This is a genomic window from Parablastomonas sp. CN1-191 (genome assembly GCF_049354825.1).
Taxonomy (GTDB): Bacteria; Pseudomonadota; Alphaproteobacteria; order Sphingomonadales; family Sphingomonadaceae; genus Novosphingobium.
The window spans coordinates 485032-510761 of sequence record NZ_CP186480.1; the positions used below are offsets into that span (position 1 = coordinate 485032).

The 25730-nt window shown below is 68.2% G+C and carries 21 protein-coding genes and 1 tRNA gene; 14 read left to right on the forward strand and 8 right to left on the reverse strand.

The features are described 5' to 3' along the window. Positions 1 to 61: 61 nt before the first annotated feature. Positions 62 to 1273 carry a hydrolase gene (locus tag ACOYW6_RS02470; protein ID WP_423142239.1) on the reverse strand — a complete coding sequence of 404 codons (1212 nt, stop codon included), beginning with the start codon at positions 1271 to 1273 and terminating at the stop codon, positions 62 to 64. Between the two features lie 170 nt (positions 1274 to 1443). On the opposite strand from ACOYW6_RS02470, the gene ACOYW6_RS02475 reads away from it, so the two are divergent. The 6 genes from ACOYW6_RS02475 (at position 1444) to ACOYW6_RS02500 (ending at position 10637) form a co-directional block, all read left to right on the forward strand. After that, entirely contained in the window at positions 1444 to 3570 is a 2127-nt protein-coding gene (locus ACOYW6_RS02475) for a malate synthase G (RefSeq protein WP_423143046.1), read from the forward strand. A gap of 123 nt (positions 3571 to 3693) precedes the next feature. After that, complete coding sequence (gene lon / locus ACOYW6_RS02480) at positions 3694 to 6123, forward strand: endopeptidase La (RefSeq protein WP_423142240.1); 2430 nt, start codon at positions 3694 to 3696, stop codon at positions 6121 to 6123. Positions 6124 to 6358: 235 nt separating this feature from the next. Continuing rightward, positions 6359 to 6631, forward strand: a complete 273-nt coding sequence (locus tag ACOYW6_RS02485; protein WP_423142241.1) for an HU family DNA-binding protein — start codon at positions 6359 to 6361, stop codon at positions 6629 to 6631. Positions 6632 to 6774: 143 nt separating this feature from the next. Next, a complete protein-coding gene (locus ACOYW6_RS02490) occupies positions 6775 to 7056 on the forward strand; it encodes a hypothetical protein (RefSeq protein ID WP_423142242.1) in 282 nt (93 codons plus the stop codon). Between the two features lie 98 nt (positions 7057 to 7154). Further along, positions 7155 to 9872 (forward strand): preprotein translocase subunit SecA, encoded by a 2718-nt coding sequence (secA, locus tag ACOYW6_RS02495; protein ID WP_423142243.1) that lies wholly within the window; start codon positions 7155 to 7157, stop codon positions 9870 to 9872. 30 nt (positions 9873 to 9902) lie between these two features. Beyond that, positions 9903 to 10637: a sulfite exporter TauE/SafE family protein gene (locus ACOYW6_RS02500; protein ID WP_423142244.1), complete on the forward strand. Its 735-nt coding sequence runs from the start codon at positions 9903 to 9905 to the stop codon at positions 10635 to 10637. A gap of 72 nt (positions 10638 to 10709) precedes the next feature. Here the strand turns inward: ACOYW6_RS02500 and ACOYW6_RS02505 are convergent. The 5 genes from ACOYW6_RS02505 to ACOYW6_RS02525 form a co-directional block, all read right to left on the reverse strand. Further along, a tRNA-Asn gene (locus ACOYW6_RS02505) sits at positions 10710 to 10784 on the reverse strand. Between the two features lie 69 nt (positions 10785 to 10853). After that, entirely contained in the window at positions 10854 to 11630 is a 777-nt protein-coding gene (locus tag ACOYW6_RS02510) for an NAD kinase (RefSeq protein ID WP_423142245.1), read from the reverse strand. Positions 11631 to 11666: 36 nt separating this feature from the next. After that, positions 11667 to 15176, reverse strand: coding sequence for a transcription-repair coupling factor (gene mfd, locus ACOYW6_RS02515; RefSeq protein ID WP_423142246.1), 3510 nt, complete (start codon positions 15174 to 15176; stop codon positions 11667 to 11669). 112 nt (positions 15177 to 15288) lie between these two features. Beyond that, a complete protein-coding gene (locus ACOYW6_RS02520; protein ID WP_423142247.1) occupies positions 15289 to 15570 on the reverse strand; it encodes a succinate dehydrogenase assembly factor 2 in 282 nt (93 codons plus the stop codon). Between the two features lies 1 nt (position 15571). Further along, positions 15572 to 17881: an LPS-assembly protein LptD gene (locus tag ACOYW6_RS02525; protein ID WP_423142248.1), complete on the reverse strand. Its 2310-nt coding sequence runs from the start codon at positions 17879 to 17881 to the stop codon at positions 15572 to 15574. A 105-nt stretch (positions 17882 to 17986) separates the two neighbouring features. Between ACOYW6_RS02525 and ACOYW6_RS02530 the strand changes: the two genes are divergently transcribed. From ACOYW6_RS02530 to ndk, 4 genes are all read left to right on the forward strand, one after another. Continuing rightward, positions 17987 to 19438, forward strand: coding sequence for a leucyl aminopeptidase (locus tag ACOYW6_RS02530; RefSeq protein WP_423142249.1), 1452 nt, complete (start codon positions 17987 to 17989; stop codon positions 19436 to 19438). A 15-nt stretch (positions 19439 to 19453) separates the two neighbouring features. After that, on the forward strand, positions 19454 to 19603 hold the full coding sequence (locus ACOYW6_RS02535) for a DUF2256 domain-containing protein (RefSeq protein WP_423143047.1): 150 nt from the start codon (positions 19454 to 19456) through the stop codon (positions 19601 to 19603). Beyond that, on the forward strand, positions 19600 to 20037 hold the full coding sequence (locus tag ACOYW6_RS02540) for a DNA polymerase III subunit chi (RefSeq protein WP_423142250.1): 438 nt from the start codon (positions 19600 to 19602) through the stop codon (positions 20035 to 20037). Before ACOYW6_RS02535 ends, ACOYW6_RS02540 begins: the two co-directional genes overlap by 4 nt. Positions 20038 to 20119: 82 nt before the next feature. Further along, positions 20120 to 20542: a nucleoside-diphosphate kinase gene (gene ndk / locus ACOYW6_RS02545; protein WP_423142251.1), complete on the forward strand. Its 423-nt coding sequence runs from the start codon at positions 20120 to 20122 to the stop codon at positions 20540 to 20542. Between the two features lie 60 nt (positions 20543 to 20602). On the opposite strand, the gene ACOYW6_RS02550 is transcribed toward ndk, so the two are convergent. Together ACOYW6_RS02550 and purM are read right to left on the reverse strand one after the other, a co-directional pair. After that, positions 20603 to 21505 carry a formyltransferase family protein gene (locus ACOYW6_RS02550; RefSeq protein ID WP_423143048.1) on the reverse strand — a complete coding sequence of 301 codons (903 nt, stop codon included), beginning with the start codon at positions 21503 to 21505 and terminating at the stop codon, positions 20603 to 20605. Positions 21506 to 21560: 55 nt separating this feature from the next. After that, positions 21561 to 22676 (reverse strand): phosphoribosylformylglycinamidine cyclo-ligase, encoded by a 1116-nt coding sequence (gene purM, locus ACOYW6_RS02555; protein WP_423142252.1) that lies wholly within the window; start codon positions 22674 to 22676, stop codon positions 21561 to 21563. Positions 22677 to 22746: 70 nt separating this feature from the next. Here purM and ACOYW6_RS02560 point away from each other — a divergent pair, with 70 nt between their 5' ends. From ACOYW6_RS02560 to ACOYW6_RS02575, 4 genes are read left to right on the forward strand one after another with little or no spacing between them, the layout of a single operon-like run. Next, positions 22747 to 24015 carry a heavy-metal-associated domain-containing protein gene (locus tag ACOYW6_RS02560; protein ID WP_423142253.1) on the forward strand — a complete coding sequence of 423 codons (1269 nt, stop codon included), beginning with the start codon at positions 22747 to 22749 and terminating at the stop codon, positions 24013 to 24015. 4 nt (positions 24016 to 24019) lie between these two features. Beyond that, positions 24020 to 24628: an ATPase gene (locus ACOYW6_RS02565; RefSeq protein WP_423142254.1), complete on the forward strand. Its 609-nt coding sequence runs from the start codon at positions 24020 to 24022 to the stop codon at positions 24626 to 24628. 26 nt (positions 24629 to 24654) lie between these two features. Further along, a complete protein-coding gene (epsC, locus tag ACOYW6_RS02570; protein WP_423142255.1) occupies positions 24655 to 25380 on the forward strand; it encodes a serine O-acetyltransferase EpsC in 726 nt (241 codons plus the stop codon). Further along, the gene (locus ACOYW6_RS02575; protein ID WP_423142256.1) at positions 25377 to 25724 is read left to right on the forward strand and encodes a DUF2794 domain-containing protein; all 348 of its coding nucleotides are present in this window, start codon (positions 25377 to 25379) and stop codon (positions 25722 to 25724) included. The genes epsC and ACOYW6_RS02575 overlap by 4 nt, the downstream gene beginning before the upstream one ends. Positions 25725 to 25730 lie beyond the last annotated feature (6 nt).

Here is a 25730-nt window from a genome sequence, read left to right on the forward strand (position 1 = left end):
TCGTAAAGGTGCTGAAGGTCATTGGCGCGCGCGGCGCGGATCACGAAAGGCGAACTCGGGTTCAAACGGTTTCTCCCAGGGCCAGTCGCCGCAGCACCAGCGCGGACAGCGCCGCACGCTCGGCCAGCGATGGCACGATCAGATATTCGGATGATGAATGGATTGCCCCGCCGCGCACGCCCATCGTGTCGACCACGGGGACGCCGCAGGCGGCGATGTTGTTGCCGTCGCAGACCCCGCCCGAAGGTTGCCAGGCGATCGCCTGGCCAAGCGTGGCGCCGCAATCGCGCACCAGCGCGAACAGCGCCAGCGCCCGCTTGTCGAGCGGCTTGGGCGGGCGGGTGATACCGCCATGAACGTGGACGCCGACATCGTGTTCGCGCGCGATCCGGCCCGCCAGGGCGGACAGGTCGGCGGCAAAGGCCTGCGCCAGGTGGGGTTCACGCGGGCGGATATTGAAACGCAGCACCGCGTTGTCGGGAACGACGTTGTTGGCGCTGCCGCCCTCGATCCTGGCCGGGTTGATCGCCAGCCCGTCACGCTCGAGCGCCTTGAGGCCGAGCGCGAGGTCCGCGGCCGCGACCACGGCGTTGCGACCGTCCTGTGGGTTGCGGCCGGCGTGCGCGGCGCGCCCGGTGATCACGACGCTGTAGTTGCCGCTGCCGCCACGCGTGCCTGCCAGCGTGCCGTCCGGCAGCGCGCTCGGCTCGTAAGTCAGCGCCGCCGCCTTGCCGCGGGCCAGGTCCGCAATCAGCGGGGCCGACGACAGCGAGCCGGTCTCCTCGTCCGCGTTGATCATCACATCGTAGCCCAGGCGCCCGCTTTCCGGGGTGCCCTCGAACGCGGTGAGCGCCGCCAGGATCACGGCGATCCCGCCCTTCATGTCGGCAACGCCGGGTCCGTTCAGCGTCTCGTCGTCGATCCAGCGCTGGTCCTGGAAGGGGTCGGCGGCGGCGAAGACGGTATCCATGTGGCCGGTCAGCAGCACCCGGCGCTCCGCCTGCGGGCGAACGCGCAGGACCAGGTGGCGCCCATGCTCACGCGCAACGGCTGCGCCGTCGGCGCCGATCGCCTCGACCGCGGCGGGCTCGGCCAGTTCGATCGAGCCGGGCAGCGCGGCGAAGGCATCGGCCAGTTCAGCGGCCTGCAAGCCCAGGCCCGGCAGGTTGCCCGTGCCCGTGTTGATCGCGCTCCACCGCGTGACCTGCGCCAGCATCGCGGCGGGATCGATGCGGTCCAGCAAGGCCCGGTCGTCAGGGGAAAGCGGTTTCATCCGAAACCGTCTAGCCGACGCACCGACGCCCTCCAACCCCCGCGCGCCGGTTCCATTTGCTTGCCAGTCCGCCAGGGCTGCGGCATAGCCGGGGCCGTCCTCCCCGGGATCGGTCAAAACGCTGGCGCCGTCCATCGGCGTGCGCCCGAATCCAGATGAAGAGGATTTCCATGAGCGAGCGGGTCGAACGGTCGGGACTGCAGGTCGATGCCGCCCTGGTGCATTTCGTAGAGGCAGAGGTGCTGGCCCCGCTCGGCGCCGATGCGGCCGCGTTCTGGCATGGCTTCGCAGCGCTTTTGGCCGAATTCGCGCCCCGCAATCGCGCCTTGCTGGCCCGGCGCGACGACTTGCAGGCGCAGATCGACGCCTGGCACGGCGCGCGCGCCGGCGAGCCTGTCGACATGGCCGAATACACCGATTTCCTCACCGCGATCGGCTATCTCGTACCTGAGCCGGATCCGTTCGTCATCACCACCCAGAACGTCGATCCCGAAGTCGCCGGGCTGGCCGGGCCGCAGCTGGTGGTACCGGTGCTCAACGCCCGCTTTCTCCTCAACGCAGCCAACGCGCGCTGGGGGAGCCTGTACGACGCCTATTACGGCACCGATGCGCTGGCTGCGCCCCCGGCGCGGCCGGGCGGATACGATGAAGAACGCGGCGCGGCGGTGATCGCGGCGGCGCGTGCGTTCCTGGACCTGGCGCTGCCGCTCGACGGGGCGAGCTGGTCGGACTGGGACGGGGAAGGCGTGCCGGCGCTGTGCGAGCCAGCGTGGTACGTCGGCACGACCGCGCGCGGACTGCTGTTCGCACACCACGGCCTGCATATCGAGGTGGTCCAGGACCGCGACCACCCGATCGGCAGGGCTGATCCCGCCGGCATCGCCGATGTCGTGCTGGAAGCGGCGCTGACCACGATCGTCGACCTGGAGGATTCGGTCGCGGCGGTCGATGCCGCGGACAAGCTGGCGGCCTATCGCAACTGGCTGGGCGTGATCCGCGGCGACCTTGCCGACACGTTTGAAAAGGGCGGGCAAATCCAGACGCGTGAACTGGCGCCCGACCGTCCCTGCGCCGGTTCGGACGGAACCGAGGCAGCGCTGCGCGGCCGCAGCCTGCTGTTCGTGCGCAACGTCGGCCACTTGATGACCAACCCGGCGATCCTGCTGCCCGATGGCGGCGAAGTGCCCGAGGGGATCATGGACGCGGTCGTTACCGGCGCGATCGGCGCGCACGACGTAAAGGCGCTGGGCAGGCATCGCAATTCGCCGGCCGGATCGATCTATATCGTCAAGCCCAAGATGCACGGCCCGGAAGAGTGCGCCTTCGCCAACGACCTGTTCGATTCCGTGGAAGACCTGCTGGGCCTGCCGCGGCACACGATCAAGGTCGGCGTCATGGACGAGGAGCGCCGCACCAGCGCCAACCTTGCGGCCTGCATCCACACAGTGAAGGACCGCCTCGTCTTCATCAACACCGGCTTTCTCGATCGCACCGGTGACGAGATCCATACCTCGATGCGGGCCGGAGCGATGGTGCGCAAGGGAGCGATGAAGCAATCAACCTGGATCGACGCTTACGAGCGCCGCAACGTCCTGATCGGGCTTGCCCACGGGCTGTCCGGCAAGGCGCAGATCGGCAAGGGCATGTGGGCCGCCCCCGACAAGATGCACGAGATGATGGTGCAGAAAATCGCGCACCCGCAGGCCGGCGCCAGCACTGCCTGGGTGCCGTCGCCCACCGCGGCGACGCTCCACGCCATGCATTACCACCAGGTCGGCGTGTTCGACGCCCAGCGCGAGCTGGAGGACACGGCGATGCCGCCGCTCTCGGCGTTGCTTACGATCCCTCTGGCAGAGGGCGCCAACTGGTCCGAGGACGACATCCGAGACGAGCTCGACAACAATGCGCAAGGGCTGCTCGGCTACGTCGTGCGCTGGGTCGAGCAGGGGGTGGGGTGCTCGAAGGTGCCCGACCTCGACGACGTCGGGTTGATGGAGGACCGCGCCACCCTGCGCATTTCCAGCCAGCACATGGCCAACTGGCTGCTTCACGGGGTCGCCACCGAGGGCCAGGTCATGGACGCGATGAAGCGGATGGCGGCCAAGGTCGACGCGCAGAACGCCGGCGATCCCGCCTATCGGCCGATGGTTGGCAACTGGGACACCAGCCACGCCTTCCGCGCCGCCTGCGACCTGGTGTTCAAGGGCGCCGAGCAGCCGTCCGGCTATACCGAGCCGCTGCTTCACGAATGGCGCCGCCGCTTCAAGGCCGATGTGGGGGCGAATAGGGCGGGATAACTGCCCCCGGCCCGTGCCCGCCGCCATTGCAGCGCGGGCAGGGGCGCCCCATATTCGCATCCAAGGCCCCGTGGCCGCCGGAGTTGCGCGATCGGCGGCGCCGGCATGTGGATCGGACATCTTATGACTTTGCTACCCCTGCTTCCCCTTCGCGACATCGTCGTCTTCCCCGGCATGGTCGTGCCCCTGTTCGTCGGACGTGAAAAATCGGTCGCCGCGCTCGAAGCGGCAATGTCGGCCGCGGGTTCGGGCGGCGAAGGTGAAAAGGACATCTTCCTGCTCGCCCAGCTCGACCCGGCTTGCGACGATCCCGACCGCGACGACCTTTACGACATCGGCGTGGTGGCGACCGTGCTCCAGCTCCTGAAGCTGCCCGACGGCACCGTCCGCGTGCTGGTCGAGGGCAAGCAGCGCGCGCGGCTGGCAAGTGTCGGTTCCGAGGGGACCGGCAGCGGCGAATTGCTGGTGGCAGAGATCGACGTGCTAGAACCCGTGACCGTTTCAGGCACCGAAGTGGCGGCGCTGATGCGCAGCGTGGTCGACCAGTTCGGCGAGTATGCCAAGCTGTCGAAAAAGCTGCCGCAGGACGCCGGAGAGAACTTCGCCGAAATCGTCGATGCCGCGCTGCTCGCCGACGGGGTCGCCGCCCAGGTGCAGGCCAAGGTCGCCGACAAGCAGGCCCTGCTGAGCGAGGAAGACCCCGCCCGGCGGCTGGAAATGGTGATGGCCTTCATGGAGGGCGAGCTTGGCGTCATGCAGGTGGAGCGCAAGATCCGCGGCCGCGTGAAACGCCAGATGGAAAAGACCCAGCGCGAGTATTATCTCAACGAACAGCTCAAGGCGATCCAGTCGGAACTGGGCGGCAGCGACGAGGGCGATGCCGACGAGCTGGCTGACCTGCAGGACAAGATCGACAAGCTCAAGCTGTCGAAGGAAGCGCGCACCAAGGCCAATGCCGAGCTCAAGAAGCTCAAGGGCATGCAGCCGATGAGCGCGGAAGCAACGGTCATCCGCAACTACCTCGATGTGCTGCTGGGCTTGCCGTGGGGCAAGAAGTCGAAGCTGAAGAAGGACATCGCGGCGGCGCAGGACGTGCTCGATGCCGACCACTATGCGCTCGACAAGGTCAAGGACCGCATCATCGAGTACCTGGCGGTGCAGGCCCGGACCAATAAGCTCAAGGGACCGATCCTGTGCCTGGTCGGCCCCCCGGGCGTGGGCAAGACCAGCCTGGGCAAGTCGATCGCGCGCGCCACGGGCCGCGCCTTCGTGCGCCAGTCGCTGGGCGGCGTTCGCGACGAGGCCGAGATCCGCGGCCACCGCCGCACCTACATCGGCTCGCTGCCGGGCAAGATCGTCACCAACCTGCGCAAAGCTGAGACGAGCAACCCGCTGTTCCTGCTCGACGAGATCGACAAGCTCGGCCAGGATTTCCGCGGCGACCCGGCATCGGCGCTGCTCGAGGTGCTCGATCCCGAGCAGAACGCAAAGTTCCAGGACCATTACCTGGAGCTCGACTACGATCTGTCGGACGTGATGTTCGTGTGCACCGCGAATAGCCTCAACCTGCCGCAGCCGCTGCTCGACCGCATGGAGATCATCCGGCTGGAGGGCTATACCGAGGACGAGAAAGTCGAGATCGCCGAACGTCACCTCGTCGCCAAGCAGGTTCAGCAGCACGGCCTCAAGGCCGGCGAATTCACGCTGACGAACGAGGCGCTGCGCGACCTCATTCGCTATTACACGCGCGAAGCGGGCGTTCGCACGCTGGAGCGGGAAATTGCGCGCCTGGCGCGCAAGAGCCTGCGCCGCATCCTCGAAGGCAAGGCGGAAGCCGTCACTATCACGCCCGACAACCTCGGCGAGTTCGCCGGCGTGCGGAAATTCCGCCACGGCGTTGGCGAGGAGGAGCACCAGGTCGGCGCGGTCACCGGGCTTGCCTGGACCGAGGTCGGGGGCGAATTGCTGACGATTGAAAGCGTCACGGTGCCTGGCAAGGGCGCTGTCCGGACCACCGGCAAGCTGGGAGAGGTCATGAACGAAAGCGTCCAGGCCGCCTTCAGCTTCGTAAAGGCGCGCAGTCCCGCTTACGGAATCAAACCGTCGATCTTCCACCGCAAGGACATCCACATCCACTTGCCCGAAGGCGCAGTGCCCAAGGACGGACCGAGTGCGGGCGTGGGCATGGTTACCTCGATCGTCTCCACGCTGACGGGCATCCCGGTGAAAAAGGATGTCGCCATGACGGGCGAAGTCACGCTGCGCGGCCGCGTACTGCCGATCGGGGGGCTCAAGGAAAAGCTGCTCGCGGCGCTGCGCGGCGGCATCACGACCGTGCTGATCCCCGAAGAGAACCGCAAGGACCTGGCGGAGATTCCCGCCAACATTCGCGAGGGGCTCGATATCGTACCGGTGAGCCATGTCGACGAGGTGCTGGAGCGCGCGTTGGTTACGCCGCTGACGGCGATCGAATGGAGCGAGGCCGACGATCTGGCCAGCCAGCCCGGGTTCCCGCCACCTGCCGCTACGGCACCGGCGCCAACCGCGCACTGATTCGCCGCAGCGCAGCGAATCGGGCGCGGGAGCCGATGGTGCATCGCAATAATTCGCGCCTCGGCGCCGTGGTGGCTCGATTCGCCTCTAAAACGGCTGAAAAACGTGGATAATTGCTGGTAACCGACACGAATTCGCTTTGACACGCGGCGCGAATACGGCTTGTCTCCGGCCACCCGTGCGGGTCGTCCGCACGAGCTCAGTTTTCGAACCAATCAGGTAGGGGGTTCCCGGAATGAACAAGAACGATCTCATCGGCGCCGTCGCGGACTCGAGCGGCCTTTCGCGCAGCCAGGCCAGCCAGGCTGTCGAGGGCGTGTTCGACGCGATCTCGGGCGCGCTGAAGAAGGGCGACGAAGTCCGCCTCGTCGGCTTCGGCACGTTCTCGGTCGCCAAGCGCAAGGCCTCGACCGGGCGCAACCCGCGCACTGGCGAGCCCATGCAGATCAAGGCCTCGACCCAGCCGAAGTTCAAGGCCGGCAAGGGCCTGAAGGACTCGGTTAACTGATCGGGCCCGGCCCGGCCTGACGGCGGAGCCGAAGCGAAATCGGGCGCCGCGCTTGCCGACAGGCAGGCGCGGCGCCTTCGCGTTGGGGACAGCGTGCGCAAGTGCTGGACCTGGGCGCCCACGCTCCCTATATTGCCGCGGCGATGAACCGGATCATCCTAGCCCTCCTGGCGCTTTTCGCCGGCCTCGTTTCCGAGGTCGTGCCCGCGCAGGCGCGGATGGCGGGTCTGGGCGATGCGGAAATCGGCGCGGTCGAGTATGTCCGCGGCGGAACCCGCCAGGCTGCCGACCAGATCGCCGGCGTGCAGGCCGCGCCCGCGCCGCGCTCCAAGGGCCAGGGCGACGTCAGGGGCCCGCGCCCGCAGCCGCGCCCCCCGGTCTACATTCCAACGGTCCAGTTCGGCGCCGATCGCGCGTACGAATAGCCGTCTACCCGCATACCGCCTGACCGCTCGTTCCGGCACGCATCCGCGGCCGCAGGACTGCAGCGCACCCTTTTACTCCCAAACACCAGGAATTCCGCATGATCGGCGCCATCGCCAAGGCCCTGTTCGGGTCATCCAACGACCGTATCGTCAAGAACCACGAGAAGACCGCGCGCCTGATCGCCGCTTACGAGCCGACGATCGAGGCGCTGACCGACGAGGAGCTTGCCGCGCAGACCGCCAAGTTCCGGCGTCTGCTGGAAGAGGGCAAGACCCTGGACGACCTGCTGCCGGAAGCCTTCGCCACCGTGCGCGAAGCCTCCAAGCGGGTGCTGGGCATGCGCCACTTCGACGTCCAGATGATCGGCGGCATGGTGCTTCATAACGGCGAGATCGCCGAAATGCGCACCGGCGAGGGCAAGACGCTCGTCGCCACGCTGGCGGTCTATCTCAACGCGCTTGAGGGCAAAGGCGTCCACGTCGTCACCGTCAACGACTACCTGGCGCGCCGCGACGCCGAGTGGATGGGGCAGGTTTACAAGTTCCTCGGGCTGACGGTTGGCATCATCGTGCCCAACCTGTCCGAGCCGGAACGCCGCGCCGCGTACGAGGCGGACATCACGTATGCCACCAACAACGAGCTCGGCTTCGATTACCTGCGCGACAACATGAAGCAGGACCGCGGCCAGATGGTCCACCGCCCGTTCAATTACGCGATCGTCGATGAGGTCGACTCGATCCTGATCGACGAGGCGCGCACCCCGCTGATCATTTCGGGCCCGACCGACGACAAGAGCGAGATGTACGTCCAGGTCGATGCCATCGTGAAGCAGCTCGTGCCCGAGGACTACGACGCTGACGAGAAGACGAAGAACATTACCCTGACCGAGGACGGCGTCGAGAAGGTCGAGCGCATGTTCGAAGCGGCCGGCATGCTCGAGGGCAGCAACCTCTACGATGTCGAGAACACGCAGGTCGTCCACCATCTGGGCGAGGCGCTGCGCGCCAACGTGATGTTCAAGCGCGACATCGATTACATCGTCAAGGACGGCAAGGTCGTCATCATCGACGAGTTCACCGGGCGCATGATGGACGGACGCCGCTGGTCGAACGGCCTGCACCAGGCGGTCGAGGCCAAGGAAGGGGTCCAGATCGAGCCCGAAAACCAGACGATGGCCTCGATCACGTTCCAGAACTACTTCCGCATGTATCCCAAGATTTCCGGCATGACCGGCACCGCGGCGACCGAAGCGCCCGAGTTCTGGGACATCTACAAGATGAGCGTCGTCACCATCCCGACCAACGTGCCGGTGCAGCGCGTCGACGAGGAGGACGAGTTTTACAAGAACACCGCCGACAAGTTCCAGGCCATTGCCAAGCTGATCGCGGAGAAGAGCCGTTCGGGCCAGCCGGTGCTGGTCGGTACCGTCTCGATCGAGAAGAGCGAGCTGCTGAGCGAGTTCCTGCGCCAGGAAGGCGTCGAGCACGCGGTCCTCAATGCCCGATTCCACGAGCGTGAGGCCCACATCGTCGCCCAGGCCGGCCGCCTTGGTGCGGTGACCATCGCCACCAACATGGCCGGCCGCGGCACCGACATCCAGCTGGGCGGCAACGTGGAGTTCCGCGTCGAGGACGAGCTGAGCGGGATGGCCGAAGGGCCCGAGCGCGACGCCGCGATCGAAGCCATCAAGGCCGAGGTCGCCGCCGAGAAGGCGCAGGTCCTGGCCGCCGGCGGGCTTTGCGTGATCGGCACCGAACGGCACGAATCGCGCCGCATCGACAACCAGCTGCGCGGTCGCTCGGGCCGTCAGGGCGATCCCGGCCTGTCGAAGTTTTACCTCTGCCTCGAGGACGACCTGCTGCGCATCTTCGGCCCCGACACGCTGTTCAGCCGGATGATGAATTCGAACCTCGCCGACGGCGAGGCGATCGGCAGCAAGTGGCTGTCGAAGGCGATCGAGACTGCCCAGAAGAAGGTCGAGGCGCGCAACTACGACGTGCGCAAGCAGGTGGTCGAATACGACGACGTGATGAACGACCAGCGCAAGGTCATCTACGAGCAGCGCGCCGACATCATGGACGCCGACGCCCTCGACGACGTGGTCGTCGACATGCGCCATGACACGATCAACGCCATGGTCGGCGACGCCTGCCCGCCGGGCTCCTACCCCGAGCAATGGGATGTCCAGGGCCTGGCCGCGCGCAGCGCCGACCTGCTTGGCTTCGAGGCGCCCCTGGCCGACTGGATGGCCGAGGACGGGGTCGAACCCGACATGATCGCCCAGCGCCTGGTCGAGGCCGCCGACACGCGCATGGCCGAAAAGAGCGCCGACAACCCGGACCTGTGGCGCCAGGTCGAGAAAAGTGTGCTGCTCGACCGGCTCGATCATCACTGGAAAGAGCACCTCGCCACGCTCGACGCGCTGCGCCAGGTCGTGTTCCTGCGCGCCTACGCGCAGAAGACGCCGATCAACGAGTACAAGCAGGAAGCCTTCAGCCTGTTCGAACGCATGCTTGACGGCATTCGCGAGGACGTCACCCGCATCCTGATGACGAGTGAAATCCGCTTTCCCGATCCCGCCGCCTTCGAGCTACCCGATCTGCCCGACTTCCTGACCAGCCACATCGATCCGCTGACCGGGGTCGACGATGCCAGCACCCCGGGTGCCGCCGCCATGATGGGAGCGCTGGGAAGTGCCGGGTTCGCAGCCGCCGGACAAGCCGATCCCTACGCCGGCCAGGGCCTGTCGCGCAACGCGCCGTGCCCCTGCGGGTCGGGAGAGAAGTACAAGCACTGCCACGGTTCGGCGGGGTAAGCCGCGCTTCGGGGGAGGAGAGGCTGACCGATGATCCTGATCGCCGGCTTCTTCATCACCGCGCTTCTCTACGCCTCTGTCGGCTTCGGCGGCGGATCGACGTACAACGCGCTGCTGGCGCTGAGCGGGTTCGACTACCGGCTGCTGCCGATCGTCAGCCTGGCCTGCAACATCGTGGTCGTCAGCGCCAGCACCGTCCAGTTCGCGCGCGCGGGCGTCACCCCGTGGCGCAAGGCGCTGACTCTGTCGCTGCTGGCGGCGCCGGCAGCGTTTCTCGGCGGGCTGACGCCGATCCGGCAGGAGACCTTCCTGGTCGTGCTCGGCCTCAGCCTGGTCGCGGCGGGGCTGGCGCTGCTGCTGCCGCGCGCCGCAGAGCGCGAGCAGCGCCCGCTGCCGATCGCGCGTCTCGCGCCGGTCGCGGCGGTGCCGCTGGGCTACCTGGCGGGGCTGGTGGGTATTGGCGGCGGCATCTTCTTCGCGCCGCTACTGCACCTTGCGCGGTGGGCCGGGGCGCGGCAGATCGCGGCGACGACGGCGCTGTTCATCCTCATCAACTCGGTCACCGGGCTGCTGGGCCAGCTCGCCAAGTCCGGGCCAGCGGCGTTCGGTCAGGCCGCGGCCGCGCATTGGCCGCTGCTGATCGCGGTGATCGCGGGCGGGCAGATCGGCACGCACCTGGCGGTGCGGCTGCTGCCGGAGAGGGTCATCCGCTGGCTGACCGCGGCGCTGACCGTCTACGCCGGCTCCCGGCTGCTGCTGGGCTGAATCGGCGCGCGCCCGAGAGTTGTGGCCCGAAACGCGAAAAGCCCGCCGTTTCCGGCGGGCTTTTGCAAAATCTGGCTCCCCGAGTTGGATTCGAACCAACGACCAAGTGATTAACAGTCACCTACTCTACCGCTGAGCTATCGGGGAGCAGCCCTCAGGCAGGGGTGCGCCTATAACAGCGCGCGCCCGCTTGGCAAGAGCATCCGCGCGGGCAATTCACGACTGGAACTGTTCGGCGAAAATCCGTTCCTCCAGGCTCTTGCCGGGATCGAACAGCAACGTCAGCTGGCGCTCACGCGCGACACGGACGCGCACCTCGTGGACGTCGCGCAGCTCCTTCTGGTCGGCCACGGCAGCGACGGGGCGCTTTTCAGGCTCGAGCACGCGGAAAGCGATCTCGTAATTGTCGGGAAGAATCGCACCGCGCCAGCGCCGCGGGCGGAACGGGCTGATCGGCGTCAGCGCCAGCATCGCGGAACCCAGCGGCAGGATGGGCCCGTTCGCGGACAAGTTGTAGGCCGTGGAGCCAACCGGCGTGGCCACCAGGATGCCGTCGCCGGCCAGTTCCGGCAGCCTGACCTTGCCGTTGACGCTCACCTCCAGCTTGGCGGTCTGGCGGGTTTCGCGCAGCAGCGAGACTTCGTTGATGGCGCAGAAGGTGGCCTCCTCGCCGCTGCCGGTGGTGGCGGCCATCAGCAGCGGGTTGACCGCGATGCGGCGCGCGCGCGCCACCCGGTCGGCCAGGCTGCGGCGGCTGGCCTGGCGGTTCATGATGAAGCCGATCGTGCCCCAGTTCATCCCGTAGGCCGGGATGACCCGTCCATCGTCGAGCATGTGGTGGAGGGTCTGCAGCATGAAGCCGTCGCCGCCCAGTACGACCGCGACCTCGGCTTCGGCGAGCGGCACGAACTGCGCCTCCTCGGCCAGCGCAGCGGCGGCGTCCTGCGCACGGGCGGTGGGCGAGGCGATCAGGGCAAGGCGCGGCTGGTCCATGACCGAAAGGCTAGGGACGGGGGCGGGTTTTGGCAATCACGCCGCCTTCGTCTCCTCGCGTGTCCTGCTCGCGATCTGGCTGAGGCCCTTGGTCAGCTGCATCAGCCCGTTAAGTCGCGCCCTTGGATCGCCCCAGGCGCGGTTGACGACCAGCTTGTGGTCGGGGCGCAGCTTGATGGTGCCCTCGAGACGCGCAGCGTAGGCGACCAGCCCGGCGGGATCGGGAAACTCGTCGTTGTGGAAGGTAACCAGCGTGCCTTTCGCCCCGACGTCGATCTTGGCGATATTGGCATCGATCGCCTGGCGCTTGATCCCGATCAGCTTGACCAGGTTGGCGGTCGCGGCGGGCAGCTTGCCGAAGCGGTCGATCATCTCGGCGCTGATGGCCTCGATCTCGCGGGCGTCGTCGGCGTCGTTGAGGCGGCGATAGAGCGCCATGCGGACGGCAAGGTCGGGAACGTACTCTTCCGGGATCATGATCGGCGCGTCGACCGTGATCTGCGGGCTGAATCGCTCACGCTCCCTCGACAGGCCGATCTCGCCCGCCCTGGCGGCAAGGATCGCGTCTTCTAGCATCGACTGGTACAATTCGAAGCCGACTTCGCGGATATGGCCCGACTGCTCATCGCCCAGCAGGTTGCCCGCGCCGCGAATGTCGAGGTCGTGGCTGGCAAGCTGGAAACCCGCGCCCAGGCTGTCCAGATCGCCCAGCACCTTGAGGCGCTTTTCAGCGACTTCGGACAGCTGCGTGTCGGCCGGATGGGTCAGGTACGCATAGGCCCGCAGCTTGGAGCGCCCGACGCGCCCGCGCAGCTGATAGAGCTGGGCCAGGCCGAAACGGTCGGCGCGGTGGATGATGATCGTATTGGCGCTGGGAATGTCGAGCCCGCTTTCCACGATCGTGGTCGACAGCAGGACGTCGTACTTCTTTTCATAGAACGCGCCCATTCGCTCCTCGACCTCGGTCGGGCTCATCTGGCCATGGGCGGAGACGGAGCGCACTTCGGGCACGGTATTGCGCAGCCATTCCTCGACTTCGGCCATGTCGGCGATGCGCGGGACGACGATGAAGGACTGGCCGCCGCGATGATGCTCGCGCAGCAGCGCCTCGCGCATCACCATGTCGTCCCATTCCATGACGTAGGTCCTGACCGCCAGGCGGTCGACCGGCGGGGTCTGGATCGTGGACAGCTCGCGCAGGCCCGACATCGCCATCTGCAGCGTCCGCGGGATCGGCGTGGCGGTCAGCGTCAGGACATGGACGTCGGCGCGCAGCTGCTTGAGCTTTTCCTTGTGCGTGACGCCGAAGCGCTGCTCCTCGTCGACGATCACGAGGCCGAGGTCCTTGAACCGCACCGTCTTGGACAGGATCGCGTGCGTCCCGATCACGACGTCCATCGTTCCGTCGGCCAGCTTGTCCTTGGTCTCGGCCGTTTCCTTTGCCGGCACGAGGCGCGACAGGCGCCCGACCTCGAGGGGGAAACCGGCGAAGCGGTCCTTGAAGTTGCTGTAGTGCTGGCGGGCCAGCAGCGTGGTTGGCGCCACCACCGCGACCTGGCGCCCCCCCATGGCGGCCACGAAGGCGGCGCGCAGCGCGACTTCGGTCTTGCCGAAGCCGACATCGCCGCAGACCAGCCGGTCCATCGGGCGGCCGGTGGCAAGGTCGCCCAGCACGTCTTCGATAGCGCGGTCCTGGTCGTCGGTCTCCTCCCACGGGAAGCGGTCGGTGAACTGCTCGAACGAGGCGGCTTCGGGCTGCAGGACCGGAGCCTGGCGCAGCGCGCGCGCGGCGGCGGTCTTGAGCAGTTCGTGCGCGATCTCGCGGATGCGCTCCTTCAGCCGGGCGCGGCGCTTTTGCCAGGCTTCGCCGCCCAGCCGGTCGAGCGCGACGGCTTCGCTCTCGCTGCCATAGCGGGACAGGACCTCGAGGTTCTCGACCGGGATATAGAGCTTGTCGCCGCCGTTGTACTCCAGCATCACGCAGTCGTGCGGGCTATCGCCGACGGGGATCGACTGGAGTCCTTCGTAGCGGCCGATCCCGTGGTCCATGTGGACGACGAGATCGCCCGGGGTCAGCGCCGCCAGTTCGGCCAGGAAGGCGTCCGCGGACTTGCGGCGCTTCTTGCGGCGGACGAGCCGGTCACCCAGGATGTCCTGCTCTGTGACCAGGTCGATCTCGGCATTGGCGAACCCGGTTTCGAGCGGTAGCACCAGCGCCACCGGCGCGCCTCCGTTCTTGCCACTGGCGGCGGCCAGGCCAAGCGCTTCCTGCCAGGTATCCGCCATCACCGGGACGGGGCGAACCGCTTCGCCCAGGATCGCGGCGAGCCGCTGGCGGCTGCCCTCGGTATAGGCGGCCAGGATCGCCTTGCGGCCCTGCGCAGTCGCGCCGGTAAGGTAGCGCGCCGCCGCTTCGTAAACGTTGTCGCCGCGCGCGCGCTCGGGCGCGAAATCGCGGCCCGAGGTGAAGCCAAAGTCAAGGCTGCCGGCGTCGTCGGGGCGGGCGAAGATGTCAGTCTTGTGGATCGGCCGGTCGGCCACCGCCGCGTCGATCTCCTCGCGCGTAAGATACAGCGCGGCGGGTTTCAGCGGACGATAGCTGCCCGCCGCCTTGCCGGCGGTGTCGGTGCGGGCCTGGTAGTAGTCGGCGATGTCCGACAGCCGCTCGTCCGCGGCGCCCAGCGCGGCGCCGTCGGCGACCACGAGGTCGCCCACGGCCAGGTGATCGAACAGCGTGACCAGCTTGTCCTCGAACAGCGGCAGCCAGTGCTCCATGCCCGCCAGGCGGCGACCTTCGCTGACTGCGCCGTACAGCGGATCGGCGGTGGCGTTGGCGCCGAACAGTTCGACATAGCGCGACCTGAAGCGCTTGATCGTCGCCTCGTCGAGCAGCGCCTCGCTGGCGGGCAGCAGCAGGTGTTCGGGCACCGTCCCGGTCGACAGCTGCGTGACCGGATCGAAGGTGCGAAGCGTTTCCAGTTCGTCGCCGAAGAAGTCGAGCCGCAGACCCTGGCCAAGGCCCGAGGGGTAGATATCGAAGATCGACCCGCGCACCGCGTATTCGCCCGCGTCGGCGACGGTGTCGGTGCGCGAATAGCCCTGGCGCTGCAGCAGCGCGGTCAGGCTCTCGCGGCCGATTTCCAGTTTCGGCTTCAGCGATCGCACCGATTCGCGCACGCGAAACGGCGTCAGCACGCGCTGCAGCAGCGCGTTGATGGTGGTGACCAGCAGCTGCGGCGCAGCGCCCTTGTTCTGCAGCCGGTGCAGGGCCGCCAGCCGCCGCGCGCTGACCGACAGGGCGGGGCTGGCCCGGTCGTAGGGGAGGCAGTCCCAGGCCGGAAACTCGATCACCTCGATCTCGGGCGCGAAGAAGCCCGCCGCTTCGGCAACACTGCGCATCGCCGCTTCGTCGGCGGCGACGAACACCGCGCGGCCGCTCTTCGCGGCGCGCGCGAGGTCGGCCATGACCAGCGGCTGCGCACCGCGGGCGACGGACGAGAGGGTCAGCGGAGCGGCAGAGGCGGTGATGCGGGCAAGATCGGGCATGAAAGTGGCAAAGTCCTGGCAGACGCGTTGGTTTCCCGCACCTTCGCTACGGGCAACGGCAAGTGCCCCGCGCGCCGGAATATGGCGTGCGGGGAGCGGTTTCGCCCGCCTCCTAGCCGGGCATTTCCACGTAGTCGAGCCGCCGCAGCGCCGCCATCAGCGGCCCATCGAGGCGCGGTGCTGGCGCCGCGACGCCAAGCGCCCAGGCCAGGATATCGACGTCCTGCTCATCCAGCAGCTCCTCGAACCAGTCCAGCGCGGCATCGTCCCAGGCGGCGTGGTAGCGGTCGAAGAAACCGCCGACCACGAAATCGGCCTCGCGCGTGCCGCGGTGCCAGGCGCGGAAGCGGGCGCGGGCGATCCGCGCCTCGCGCGGGGGCTTAGGACCGTCCATCCTACCGGAAGCCGAGGTTCTTGAGCGCGAAGTGGATCTGGAAGGTGTTGCCGCGCCGCGCGTCGCCTGTCGCCACGTAGTCGCGCCGCCAGGTCACGCCCAGTTCCAGGCAATCGTCTTCGTAAGCGACGCCGAGGCGCGTGCGCAGCGGCTGGAATCCGTCGGAGGTGTTGGTCGGATCTTCCGCCCGGTCGGTCAGGTTGATGACCGCCGATCCGAACGCCGACCAGAAGCGCTTGAACTCGATCCGGCCAGCCAGGCGCAGCTCCTCGCGGTCCTGCAAATCCTCGACCGCGGTGATATCGCGGTTGAGCCGCAAGTAGCCGACCTCGGCATAAGTCCCGGCGGTGCCGACCGCGGCGTCGAACTCGTTGCGGCGGACGGTGAAGCTGTCCTTGTCGAGCCGGAAGCGGTGCGTGACCTTGATATAGTCCTTGAAGCGCACTTCCGTGCGGCCGACGATGTCCGACAAGCGGTCGGCCAGGCCGGTGCCGCTGGGCAATAGCGAATTGTCGTGCGTCAGGCGGTAGGACTGTCCGATGGTCGTGGCGATCCGAAGGCCCGGCCGCTCAAGCTGCCAGTCGAGACCATACGTCACGCGCGCGCCGCCCTCGACCCGGTCGTAGCCGGGGAAGCGGTTGAGCGCAAAGAGGTTGGAATCTTCCAGGTCGACCGCGCGGGCGTCCTCGTTGGGAACGTTTAGATTGGGCACTTCAGGGCTGGCGACCAGCTGGATACGCGGGGTCAGCACCTGGGTGCCGCCCAGGAATTCGCCGATCAGCGGCCACTTGAGGTCGGCCGCCGCGGTAGCGAAGGCGCGATGCTCCCACCCGGGATTGCCGCGATAGACCGCGGTCGAGGTCAGGAAGTTCTCATCCGAATGGTAGAGGTCGGCGCGGGCCAGCGCGGTCAGCGTCAGTTCCTGGCCCCATGGCGTGATCCGGCGCATCTCCCACTGGGCCCGGGCGAAGGCGCGCTGGGTGTCCTGACCTTCGCGCCGCGTGATCGCCAGGGTGTTGAGTTGCAGCTCAACCCGGCCGCCCAGGACGGGATCGGCCAGGCGCTGGCGCCAGTCGAGTTCGGGCAGGGCAATCGGCACCTGGCCCTGGGTGTCGCCCACGCGCAGGGTCTGCGTGGCCCACCCGGCCAGCGAGAAATAACTGTCGGTGGCAATCCGCTCAAGATCGACCATCGAGCGCAGCCGGTCGTCGCGGCTGATGTCGTAGCGGCGCAGGAACGTACGGTCTGAAGCGACGCGAATCGAAGCGGTCAGGCTCCAGTACGGGTCGAACTGCAGCTTGCCGTTGGCGAATACATAGCCGCGAAAATCAGTCTGGCTGGTCGGCGCGCCCGAAATCGTGATGCGGCGGCTGCGGGTGGCATAGCCGGTCACCTGGAAGGCGCCGATGCCCAGCAACTGGCGGTACTGGGCCGACACCATCGGCAGCGCCTTGGTGTAGACATAGCCGGTCACGCCCAGGTCGGCGCTGTCCGACAGCTTGACGTAATAGGTGTCCGAAAGCTCGACCCCGTTCGAGGCCGACAGGCGAATGTCGGGGACCAGCAGGCCCGAGACCGCGCGGCCGTCGGTGGAGATCGTCAGCCCCGGCAGCGGCACCAGCCCGATCCCGAACACTTCCAGGCGGGCGTTGCGGAACTGCACGCGCTTGGTCTGCGGGTTGTACACCACCCGCTGGGCAGTGATCCGCCAGCTTGGCTTCTTGGGGCAACCATTGCCGTCCTCGACCGCGCAGGCGGTGTAGGCAGCCTTGGTCAGCAGGATGCTGCCATTGGCGTCACGCTCGCCGCGAACCGCGGCCAGGCGGCCGCCTTCGCGCAGGGCCAGCAGCAGATTGTCGATGCCCCCGGCCTTGAGTTCGTCCGTCAGTTCGACCCGGTCGGAAAACAGCTGGTTGCCGTCCTGGTCGACGAAGCGGACGTTGCCGGTGGCGACGATCTGGCCGCTCTTGCGGTTATAGGTGATCGCGTCGGCGCGCACCGACTGGTCTTCGCGTCGCAGCACGACGTTGCCGGTGGCGGTGATTGTGTCGGCATCGGAATTGTATTCCACGCCGTTGGCCTCGAACCCGATGCGATCGGCGTCGGCGGTCGGGGCGGGGCCGCCGACCACGGGCGGCGTGGGCGGGACCGGCTGGGCCAGCGGATCTGCGCTTTGCGTGGGGGAGACGGCGGCGTCCTGCGCCAGCGCGGGCGTCGCTGACAGCGTCAGCGCCAGCACGGCGGCACCGCCGCGCCACCTTTGCCGAAGAATCGAAAGGGCCGGCAACCGGGGCCGCGAACGGGGGACCATGGCTTGCCTATCGCACCGGCGCGCCCTAACTGCAATGCCATCCAACCCGCCGGGCGCCGCGGTCGCCGTGCTTTCGATCCCGGCCAGCAATACAGGCTTTTCCCCATGCAGATCGTCTTCGCCTCCGCCGCCGCACCCGCCGGTCCCGTTGCCCGTGTCGTCGGCCAGGACTCGCTCCCTGCCGACCTCGCGCCGGTTATGGCGGAGGCTGCGCGCGCGGCTCGTTTCACCGGCAAGACCGGGCAGCTGGTCGAAGCCTTCGTGGCGAACGGCGAGGCGGTCTCCTGCCAGGTGCTGGTGGGTTCGGGCAAGGACGCCGAGGGGCGCAGCGGCGCGCTTGAGCGCGCCGGCGCCGCGCTCGCCGCCAAGTACGGGTGCTCGGGTGCGAAGGCCCTGACGATCGATTTCACCGGCAGCAGCCTGTCGGCGGCGGACGTGGCGGCGGTGCTGCTTGGCGCGCGGCTGCGTTCGTGGCGCCACGACGCGTATCGGACCAAGCTGCCCGATGAGCAGAAGCGCACGCTGGAAACGATCACGGTCGTCGGCGCACCTGACGGCGCCGAAGCGGCCTGGCAGGTCGAGGCGGCGCTGGCCGAGGGGCTCGATCTGACGCGCGAACTGGTCGCGGAGCCCGCGAACATCATCTACCCCGAGACATTCGTCGAGCGTGTGACCGCCCGGCTCGAGGGCAGCGGCGTCACCGTGGAGGTCCTTGACGAGAAGGCGATGAAGGCTCTCGGCATGGGCGCGCTGCTGGGCGTCGCGCAGGGCTCGGCGCGCCCGCCGCGGCTGCTGGTCATGCGCTGGAACGGCGGCGGCGATGCGCAGCCGACCGCGTTTGTCGGCAAGGGCGTAACCTTCGACACCGGCGGCATCAGCCTGAAGCCGCCGGCCGGAATGGAAGACATGAAGTGGGACATGGGGGGCGCCGGCGCGGTCGCCGGCACGATGCTGGCGCTAGCCAGGCGCAAGGCGAAGGCCAACGTCGTCGGCGTGTGCGGCCTGGTCGAGAACATGCCCGACGGCAACGCCCAGCGCCCGGGCGACGTGGTCACCACGATGGACGGCCAGACGGTCGAGGTGATCAACACCGATGCCGAGGGGCGGCTGGTGCTGTGCGACGCGATCACCTGGGTGCAGGAAAAGATCAAGCCCGCCCGCATTGTCGACCTGGCCACACTGACCGGGGCGATGATCATCTCGCTGGGGCATGAGCACGGCGGCCTGTTCTCCAACGACGATGCCCTGGCCGATGGACTGGTCGCGGCCGGCAAGGCCAGCGGCGACAAGCTGTGGCGTTTCCCGCTTTCGCCTGCCTACGACAAGCTGATCGACAGCCCGATCGCCGACATGAAGAACGTCGGCCCGCGCGAAGGCGGCTCGATCACCGCGGCGCAGTTCATCCAGCGCTTCGTCAAGAAGGGGATGCCGTGGGCGCACCTCGACATTGCCGGAATGGTCTGGGCGTCCAAGCCCGGCGCCACCTGGGACAAGGGCGCGACCGGGTTTGGCGTGCGCGTGCTCGACCGCTTCGTGCGCGACACGCTCGAGAGTTGAGGCGCCGTGCCGCGCATGCGGCGCAAGGCGGACTTGCCGAGCAAGACCTGCGTCGGCTGCGGCCTGCCGTTCGCGTGGCGCAGGAAGTGGGCGCGCGACTGGGAGCAGGTCAAGTACTGCTCCGAGCGGTGCCGGCGGGGAACGTCAGGAAAGGCGGGCGGGTGAAGGTCGATTTCTACCAGCTCAGCCGCGATCCCGCGGACATCGCGCTGGCCGCCCTGGCCCGCGCGACGCTGTCCGCGGGGGAGCGGATGCTGGTGGTAAGTGCCGAGGCCGGCCTGCTGGCCGCGATCGACACCGCGCTGTGGACGCAGCGGCCCGAAAGCTTCCTGGCGCACGGCTTTGCCGGCGGTCGCGATGACGAGCGCCAACCGATCCTGCTGTCCGACACGTGCGAGGCCGCCAACGGTGCGCGCTTCGTGGCGCTTGCCGACGGGCGCTGGCGCGACGAGGCGCTGGGTTTCGAGCGCGTGTTCCTGCTGTTCGACAAGGCGACGATCGAGGATGCCCGCGCCCGCTGGCGCGCGCTGGACGCCGCCGAAGGGGTCGAACGCCGCTACTGGGAGCAGGTCGGCGGCAAGTGGGAACAGCGCGCCTGACGCGCGCGCCTTGCCGCGCCGGCGGTTCCCGGCTAGGGGCGCGCGCAAATCAACCACAATCCGTTTCGCAAGGAAGACTGCAATGGCGGCCACCCGCACCTTTTCGATCATCAAGCCCGATGCCACCCGCCGCAACCTGACCGGCGCCGTCACCAAGATGCTGGAAGACGCCGGCCTGCGCGTCGTCGCCTCCAAGCGCATCCACATGACCCGCGAGCAGGCCGAGGGCTTTTACGCGGTTCACAAGGAACGCCCCTTCTTCGGCGAACTGGTCGAGTTCATGACCAGCGGCCCGGTCGTGGTCCAGGTGCTCGAGGGTGAGAACGCCATGCAGCGCAACCGCGACATCATGGGCGCCACCAATCCCGCCAACGCCGAACCGGGCACGATCCGCAAGGAACTGGCCGAATCGATCGAGGCCAACACCGTGCACGGCTCGGATTCGGACGAGAACGCGGCGATCGAAATCGCTTACTTCTTCAAGCCCGAAGAAATCGTCGGCTAATCCGTCAAGGTTTCGCGAATGATGGGCCGCCGGAGCGATCCGGCGGCCTTTTTCGCGGCCTTAGAAGGCGTCGGCAGCGTCCAGCAGCGCGGTCAGCCGCCGGGGCGCGACGCTGCGCCAGCTGCGTTCGAGCCGGTCGGCGACGGTGTCCCAATCGGTGTCGCCCAGGTCGAGCCGGATCGCGATCCAGCCATCGCCGAAGTATGCGGGGCGGAAATAGCGCGCCTCGTCCATGTCGATGAGCGCCGCCTGCTCGTCGGCGCCGCTGATCTTGACCAGCAGCGCGATACGCCCGTCGCCGTGGTGATCGACGGCCACGTAGGCGAACTTCTTGCCTTTCGCGATCCCGAAGCAGGGCATCCCGTGGCTGACGACCTCGTCGCTCTCGGGCAAGCCAAGCGCACGGGCACGAACCTGGGCGACCAGGTATTCGGGCGAACGCTCACGCATGACGTAGCCTGCCAGGCAGCGCGAATAGAGCTGGTGCTCGGCGATCAGCACCCGCGCGGCAAGCGTATCGGGCGTGTCGCCCGGCAGGATCGCTACCGGGGTCTGGCCCAGCACCGGTCCATCGTCGAGCGCCGGGGTGACGACATGGACGCTGCAGCCGCCGTGCGAATCGCCGTTGACGAGCGCCTGGTGGTGCGTGTGCAATCCCTTGTACAGCGGCAGCAACGACGGATGGACGTTCAGGATCCGGCCCTCCCAGCGCACCACGAAGTCTTCGGTCAGCACGCGCATGTAGCCGGCAAGCGCCACGAATTGCGCGCCCGCATCGCGCAGGGCGGCATCAAGGCGGGCCTCGTGCGCGGGGCGGTCCATGCCCTTGTGCGACAGCGCGAACGTCGCGACTCCCTCGGCCGCGGCCAGATTCAGCCCGGCAGCTCCAGGGTCATTGGCGGCGACGAGCACGATCTCGTACGGGCAATCGGCGGCGCGGCTGGCATAGAGCAGCGCGGCCATGTTGGTGCCGCTGCCCGAGATCAGGACGGCGACCCGCGCCCGTGGCCGCGCGGCGTCAACCAACGTGCGAGGCTTCCCAGGGCTCGCGCGCGCTCCAGGTCCCGGCGCTGCCCGACACCGTGCAGCCGCGCGGGCCGGGCACGATCTCGCCGACGCGCAGGACGGTTTCGCCTGCCGCCTCCAGTTCCTCGACCACGCCGTGAACGTCGTCGTGACCGACCGCGAGAATCATCCCGATCCCGCAATTGAAGGTGCGCGCCATTTCGGCCGGCTCGATCCCGCCTTGCGCCTGCAGGAACGCCATCAGGCGCGGCTGCTCCCAGGCGTCGGCGTCGATCATCGCGTGGAGACCTTCGGGAAGAACGCGCGGGACGTTCTCCAGCAACCCTCCGCCGGTGATGTGGGCCAGCGCGTGAATGCGGCCTGCCCGGACCTGTGGCAGCAGGCTCTTCACGTAGATTCGCGTCGGCTCGATCAGGTGGTCGACCAGAACGCGATCGGCGTCGAACAGCGCCGGGCGGTCCATCTTCCAGCCCTTGTCGGCGGCAAGGCGGCGGACCAGCGAATAGCCGTTGGAGTGGACGCCCGAGCTGGCCAGGCCGATCAGGACGTCGCCCGCCGTCACGCGGTCGCCGGTGAGTTGCTCTCCCCGTTCGACTGCGCCGACGCAGAAACCGGCGAGATCGTAGTCGCCCGGCGCGTACATGCCCGGCATCTCGGCCGTCTCACCGCCGATCAGCGCGCAGCCGGCAATGCGGCAACCCTCGGCGATGCCGGCGACGACACGCTCGGCGATCCCGGGCTCGAGCTTCCCGGTGGCGAAATAGTCGAGAAAAAACAGCGGTTCGGCGCCCTGGACGATCAGGTCGTTGACGCACATCGCGACCAGGTCGATGCCAATCCGGTCATGGCGGTCGTGATCGATCGCCAGCTTTACCTTGGTGCCGACCCCGTCGTTGGCGGCAACCAGCAGCGGGTCGCGGTAACCGGCCGCGCGCGGATCGAAAAAGGCGCCGAACCCGCCCAGTTCCGCATCTGCGCCCGGTCGCGCGGTCGATCGGGCAAGTGGTCCGATCGCCTTGACCAGCGCGTTGCCGGCGGCGATCGACACGCCGGCGGCCTCGTAAGTGTAAGGGGTTTTCCCCGAGCTTTCCGGCGCCTTGTCTGACATGGCCGCGCGCCTAGCCTTTTCGCGCTTGGATTTCCATGACCGTTTGGGCAAAAGGCCCTCCGTATCCCCGATGGCATTCGCGCTCGTTCCTTCCGGCCCACGGTGGCGTCCCGGCCCCGCAGCCGCCCGCAAGCGCGCGCTTGCGCTAGGCGCTGCGGCGCTCGGCGTGCTGGCGCTGATCGCAGGGCCGGCGCTCGTGGCGCAGATCGAGGGTGATCGCGGCATCATCCCGATCGCCGGTTCGCAGGACATCCAGGTCGACGATGTCCAGGTCGAGACCACCGGCGCCACCGCCGACGAGGCCCGCCTCAACGGCTGGCACGAGGCTCAGCGCAAGGCGTGGGAGAAGATCGGCGGGCCCGCCATGCCCGATGGCCAGATCGAATCGATGGTCTCCGCCGTGGTCGTCCAGCGCGAGCAGATCGGCCCGCGGCGTTATATCGCCACGCTGGGCGTCATTTTCGACCGCACGCGGGCCGGGCAATACGTCGGCGCCGGGGACGGTCAGGCCCATCGCTCGGCGCCGCTGCTGGTGATCCCGGTGCTTTACGAAGGCGGCACCGCGCAGGTCTATGAAGTGCGCGGCGCATGGCAGCGCGCATGGGCGAACTTCCACATCGGTGCCAGCCCGATCGACTATGTCCGTCCGGTCGGCAACGGCAGCGATTCGCTGCTGATCACCGCCGGCCAGCCGGCGCGGCGCAGCCGCCTGTGGTGGCGCAACGTCCTTGACCAGATGGGCGCCAGCGACGTCATCGTGCCCGAGGCCCGGCTCGAGCGGGAGTGGCCGGGCGGGCCGGTCCACGGGACGTTCACGGCCCGCTACGGCCCCGACAACACCTGGCTCGGCAACTTTACGATGACCGCGCCCGACGAAGCGTCGCTGCCCAAGATGCTGGCGCAGGCCGTGGTGCGGATCGACGGAATGTATGCCCGCGCGCTCAGCGACGGGCTGCTCAAGCCCGATCCGACCCTGGAAGCGCAGCGGCCGTCGCTGGACCCGGCTTTGGCGTCGCTGATCGCGGCGGCCGATGCCGCCGATCGCCCCGCCGCCGCGCCAACCGCCGCGCCCAGTACCGCCGCCACCGAGGCGCCGACCCAGGGCACGCTGGTGACGATCCAATTCGCCTCGCCCGATGCCGCAGCCGTCGACGCCACATTGACCGCGGTCCGTTCGGTTCCGGGGGTCGAATCGGCGGCGACGTCCAGCCTGGCGCTGGGCGGGACGTCGGTGATGCGCGTTGGTTTCAGCGGCGACACGGCCAACCTGGCCGCCGCGCTGAAACTGCGCGGTTACACGGTGTCCGGCGGCGGCACGTCGTTCACGATCAAGAAGTAGCGGGATGGCTCAGATCGCCTTGCCGCTGGCGGGGACGGGCGCAGCGCCGCAGCGCATCGTGGTGGGCTCTGCCAACGCCGCCGTCCTCGAAGCGCTCGCCACGCCAGGCTCATGGCCTTTCCGCACCGCCATCCTGGCCGGACCGCCGCGCTCCGGCCGCAGCCTGATCGCGCGATGGTTCGAGGAAAACGGCCTTGGCGAGGCGATCGACGACGCGCAGGCCTGCGCGGAGGACGACCTGTTCCACCGCTGGAACCGCGCGCAGGAAAGCGGCGTGCCGCTGCTGCTGGTGGTGTCGCCCGGCCACTGGGGTATCGCGCTGCCCGACTTGCGTTCGCGCCTGAAGGCCGCGCTCCACCTGGAGATTGCGGCGCCCGACGACGCGATGCTGGCCGACCTGATCGCGGTCCATGCCGCGCAGCGCGGGCTTGCGCTGGGGCCTGAGGCGGCGGCCTACCTTGTCCCGCGAGGGCCGCGTTCCCACCTTGGGATCGAGCGCCTGGTGACGGTGATCGACCGGCTGAGCCTTGAGCGCAAGCAAGCGCCGACGCTGTCGATCTGGCGCGATGCGCTGGAAGAGGTCGTCGGCGCCGAGCAGCCACGCTTGCTTTAGCGGCGCTTTGAAAGGAAAATGGTGCGATGGCACAGCGGCTGATATCGTACCTGGATTCGATCGTGGCGCGCGACCCGGCTCCGCGATCGCGCTGGGAAGTGCTGCTGTACCCCGGCGTGCTTGCGGTTGGCCTGCACCGCGTAGCTCACTGGCTATTCGAAGGGCGGCTGTTTTTCCTGGCCCGCTTCGTCAATCACCTCGCCCGGTTCCTGACCGCGATCGACATCCATCCCGGCGCCAAGGTCGGGCGCAACCTGTTCATCGATCACGGCTTCGTGGTGATCGGCGAAACGGCCGAAATCGGTGACGACGTCACGATCTACCAGGGCTCCACGCTGGGCGGGACCAATCCCACCAACGGGCAGGGCGGCAAACGTCACCCGACCCTTGGCAACGGCGTGATCGTCAGCCTGGGCGCGGCGATCCTGGGGCCGATCATGGTCGGCGCCGGCGCGCGGATCGGTGCCAATGCGGTCGTCACCAAGGATGTGCCCGAGGGCGCGACGATGATCGGCATCCCCGCCAAGCCGACCCCGGTCGAGGTGACCGAGGAGACCACCGGGTTCGTCCCCTATGGCACGCCTTGCAGCGAGCGCTTCGACCCCGCGACGCAAAAGCTTGAAATACTGCAGTGCGAGATCGAAACCCTGCGCGGGCGGCTGGCCGACTTCATCGCCGAGCGTGAGGCGGCAAAGCCGCGCAAGCGCGCCGCCAAGCCAGCTGCCGACAGCGAAAGCGACGCCGCGGCTTGAGCGCGACGATCACGCCGTTTCCGCTTGGCGGGAAAGCCGCGTTGCAGGTCGGTTTCGACCGCGACGAGCTGCAGCGCATCCTCGACCTGTACGGTCGCATGGTTGCCGCCGGCGAATGGCGCGACTACGCGATGGACTTCGGACGCGATGCGGCCAGCTTTTCGGGCTTTCGCCGCGCCGCCGAGCGGCCGGCCGCGCGGATCGAAAAGCGTCCTGCGCTGCGCGGCAAGCAAGGGATGTGGACGTTGTTCGGCGAAGCGGGCCAGGTCCTCAAGCGCGGACACGAGCTGCCCGGCGTGCTCTATCCGCTGGAGCGCAAGCTGCTCAAGGTCGTGGACGCCTGAGCGCGC

What these genes read in the sequence shown, in the direction of transcription:
- ACOYW6_RS02470 (WP_423142239.1), bottom strand. Translation starts at nt 1,273, where the DNA reads ATGAAACCGCTTTCCCCTGACGACCGGGCCTTGCTGGACCGCATCGAT.
- ACOYW6_RS02475 (WP_423143046.1), top strand. Translation starts at nt 1,444, where the DNA reads ATGAGCGAGCGGGTCGAACGGTCGGGACTGCAGGTCGATGCCGCCCTG.
- lon (WP_423142240.1), top strand. Translation starts at nt 3,694, where the DNA reads ATGACTTTGCTACCCCTGCTTCCCCTTCGCGACATCGTCGTCTTCCCC.
- ACOYW6_RS02485 (WP_423142241.1), top strand. Translation starts at nt 6,359, where the DNA reads ATGAACAAGAACGATCTCATCGGCGCCGTCGCGGACTCGAGCGGCCTT.
- ACOYW6_RS02490 (WP_423142242.1), top strand. Translation starts at nt 6,775, where the DNA reads ATGAACCGGATCATCCTAGCCCTCCTGGCGCTTTTCGCCGGCCTCGTT.
- secA (WP_423142243.1), top strand. Translation starts at nt 7,155, where the DNA reads ATGATCGGCGCCATCGCCAAGGCCCTGTTCGGGTCATCCAACGACCGT.
- ACOYW6_RS02500 (WP_423142244.1), top strand. Translation starts at nt 9,903, where the DNA reads ATGATCCTGATCGCCGGCTTCTTCATCACCGCGCTTCTCTACGCCTCT.
- ACOYW6_RS02510 (WP_423142245.1), bottom strand. Translation starts at nt 11,630, where the DNA reads ATGGACCAGCCGCGCCTTGCCCTGATCGCCTCGCCCACCGCCCGTGCG.
- mfd (WP_423142246.1), bottom strand. Translation starts at nt 15,176, where the DNA reads ATGCCCGATCTTGCCCGCATCACCGCCTCTGCCGCTCCGCTGACCCTC.
- ACOYW6_RS02520 (WP_423142247.1), bottom strand. Translation starts at nt 15,570, where the DNA reads ATGGACGGTCCTAAGCCCCCGCGCGAGGCGCGGATCGCCCGCGCCCGC.
- ACOYW6_RS02525 (WP_423142248.1), bottom strand. Translation starts at nt 17,881, where the DNA reads ATGGTCCCCCGTTCGCGGCCCCGGTTGCCGGCCCTTTCGATTCTTCGG.
- ACOYW6_RS02530 (WP_423142249.1), top strand. Translation starts at nt 17,987, where the DNA reads ATGCAGATCGTCTTCGCCTCCGCCGCCGCACCCGCCGGTCCCGTTGCC.
- ACOYW6_RS02535 (WP_423143047.1), top strand. Translation starts at nt 19,454, where the DNA reads ATGCGGCGCAAGGCGGACTTGCCGAGCAAGACCTGCGTCGGCTGCGGC.
- ndk (WP_423142251.1), top strand. Translation starts at nt 20,120, where the DNA reads ATGGCGGCCACCCGCACCTTTTCGATCATCAAGCCCGATGCCACCCGC.
- ACOYW6_RS02550 (WP_423143048.1), bottom strand. Translation starts at nt 21,505, where the DNA reads ATGGCCGCGCTGCTCTATGCCAGCCGCGCCGCCGATTGCCCGTACGAG.
- purM (WP_423142252.1), bottom strand. Translation starts at nt 22,676, where the DNA reads ATGTCAGACAAGGCGCCGGAAAGCTCGGGGAAAACCCCTTACACTTAC.
- ACOYW6_RS02560 (WP_423142253.1), top strand. Translation starts at nt 22,747, where the DNA reads ATGGCATTCGCGCTCGTTCCTTCCGGCCCACGGTGGCGTCCCGGCCCC.
- ACOYW6_RS02565 (WP_423142254.1), top strand. Translation starts at nt 24,020, where the DNA reads ATGGCTCAGATCGCCTTGCCGCTGGCGGGGACGGGCGCAGCGCCGCAG.
- epsC (WP_423142255.1), top strand. Translation starts at nt 24,655, where the DNA reads ATGGCACAGCGGCTGATATCGTACCTGGATTCGATCGTGGCGCGCGAC.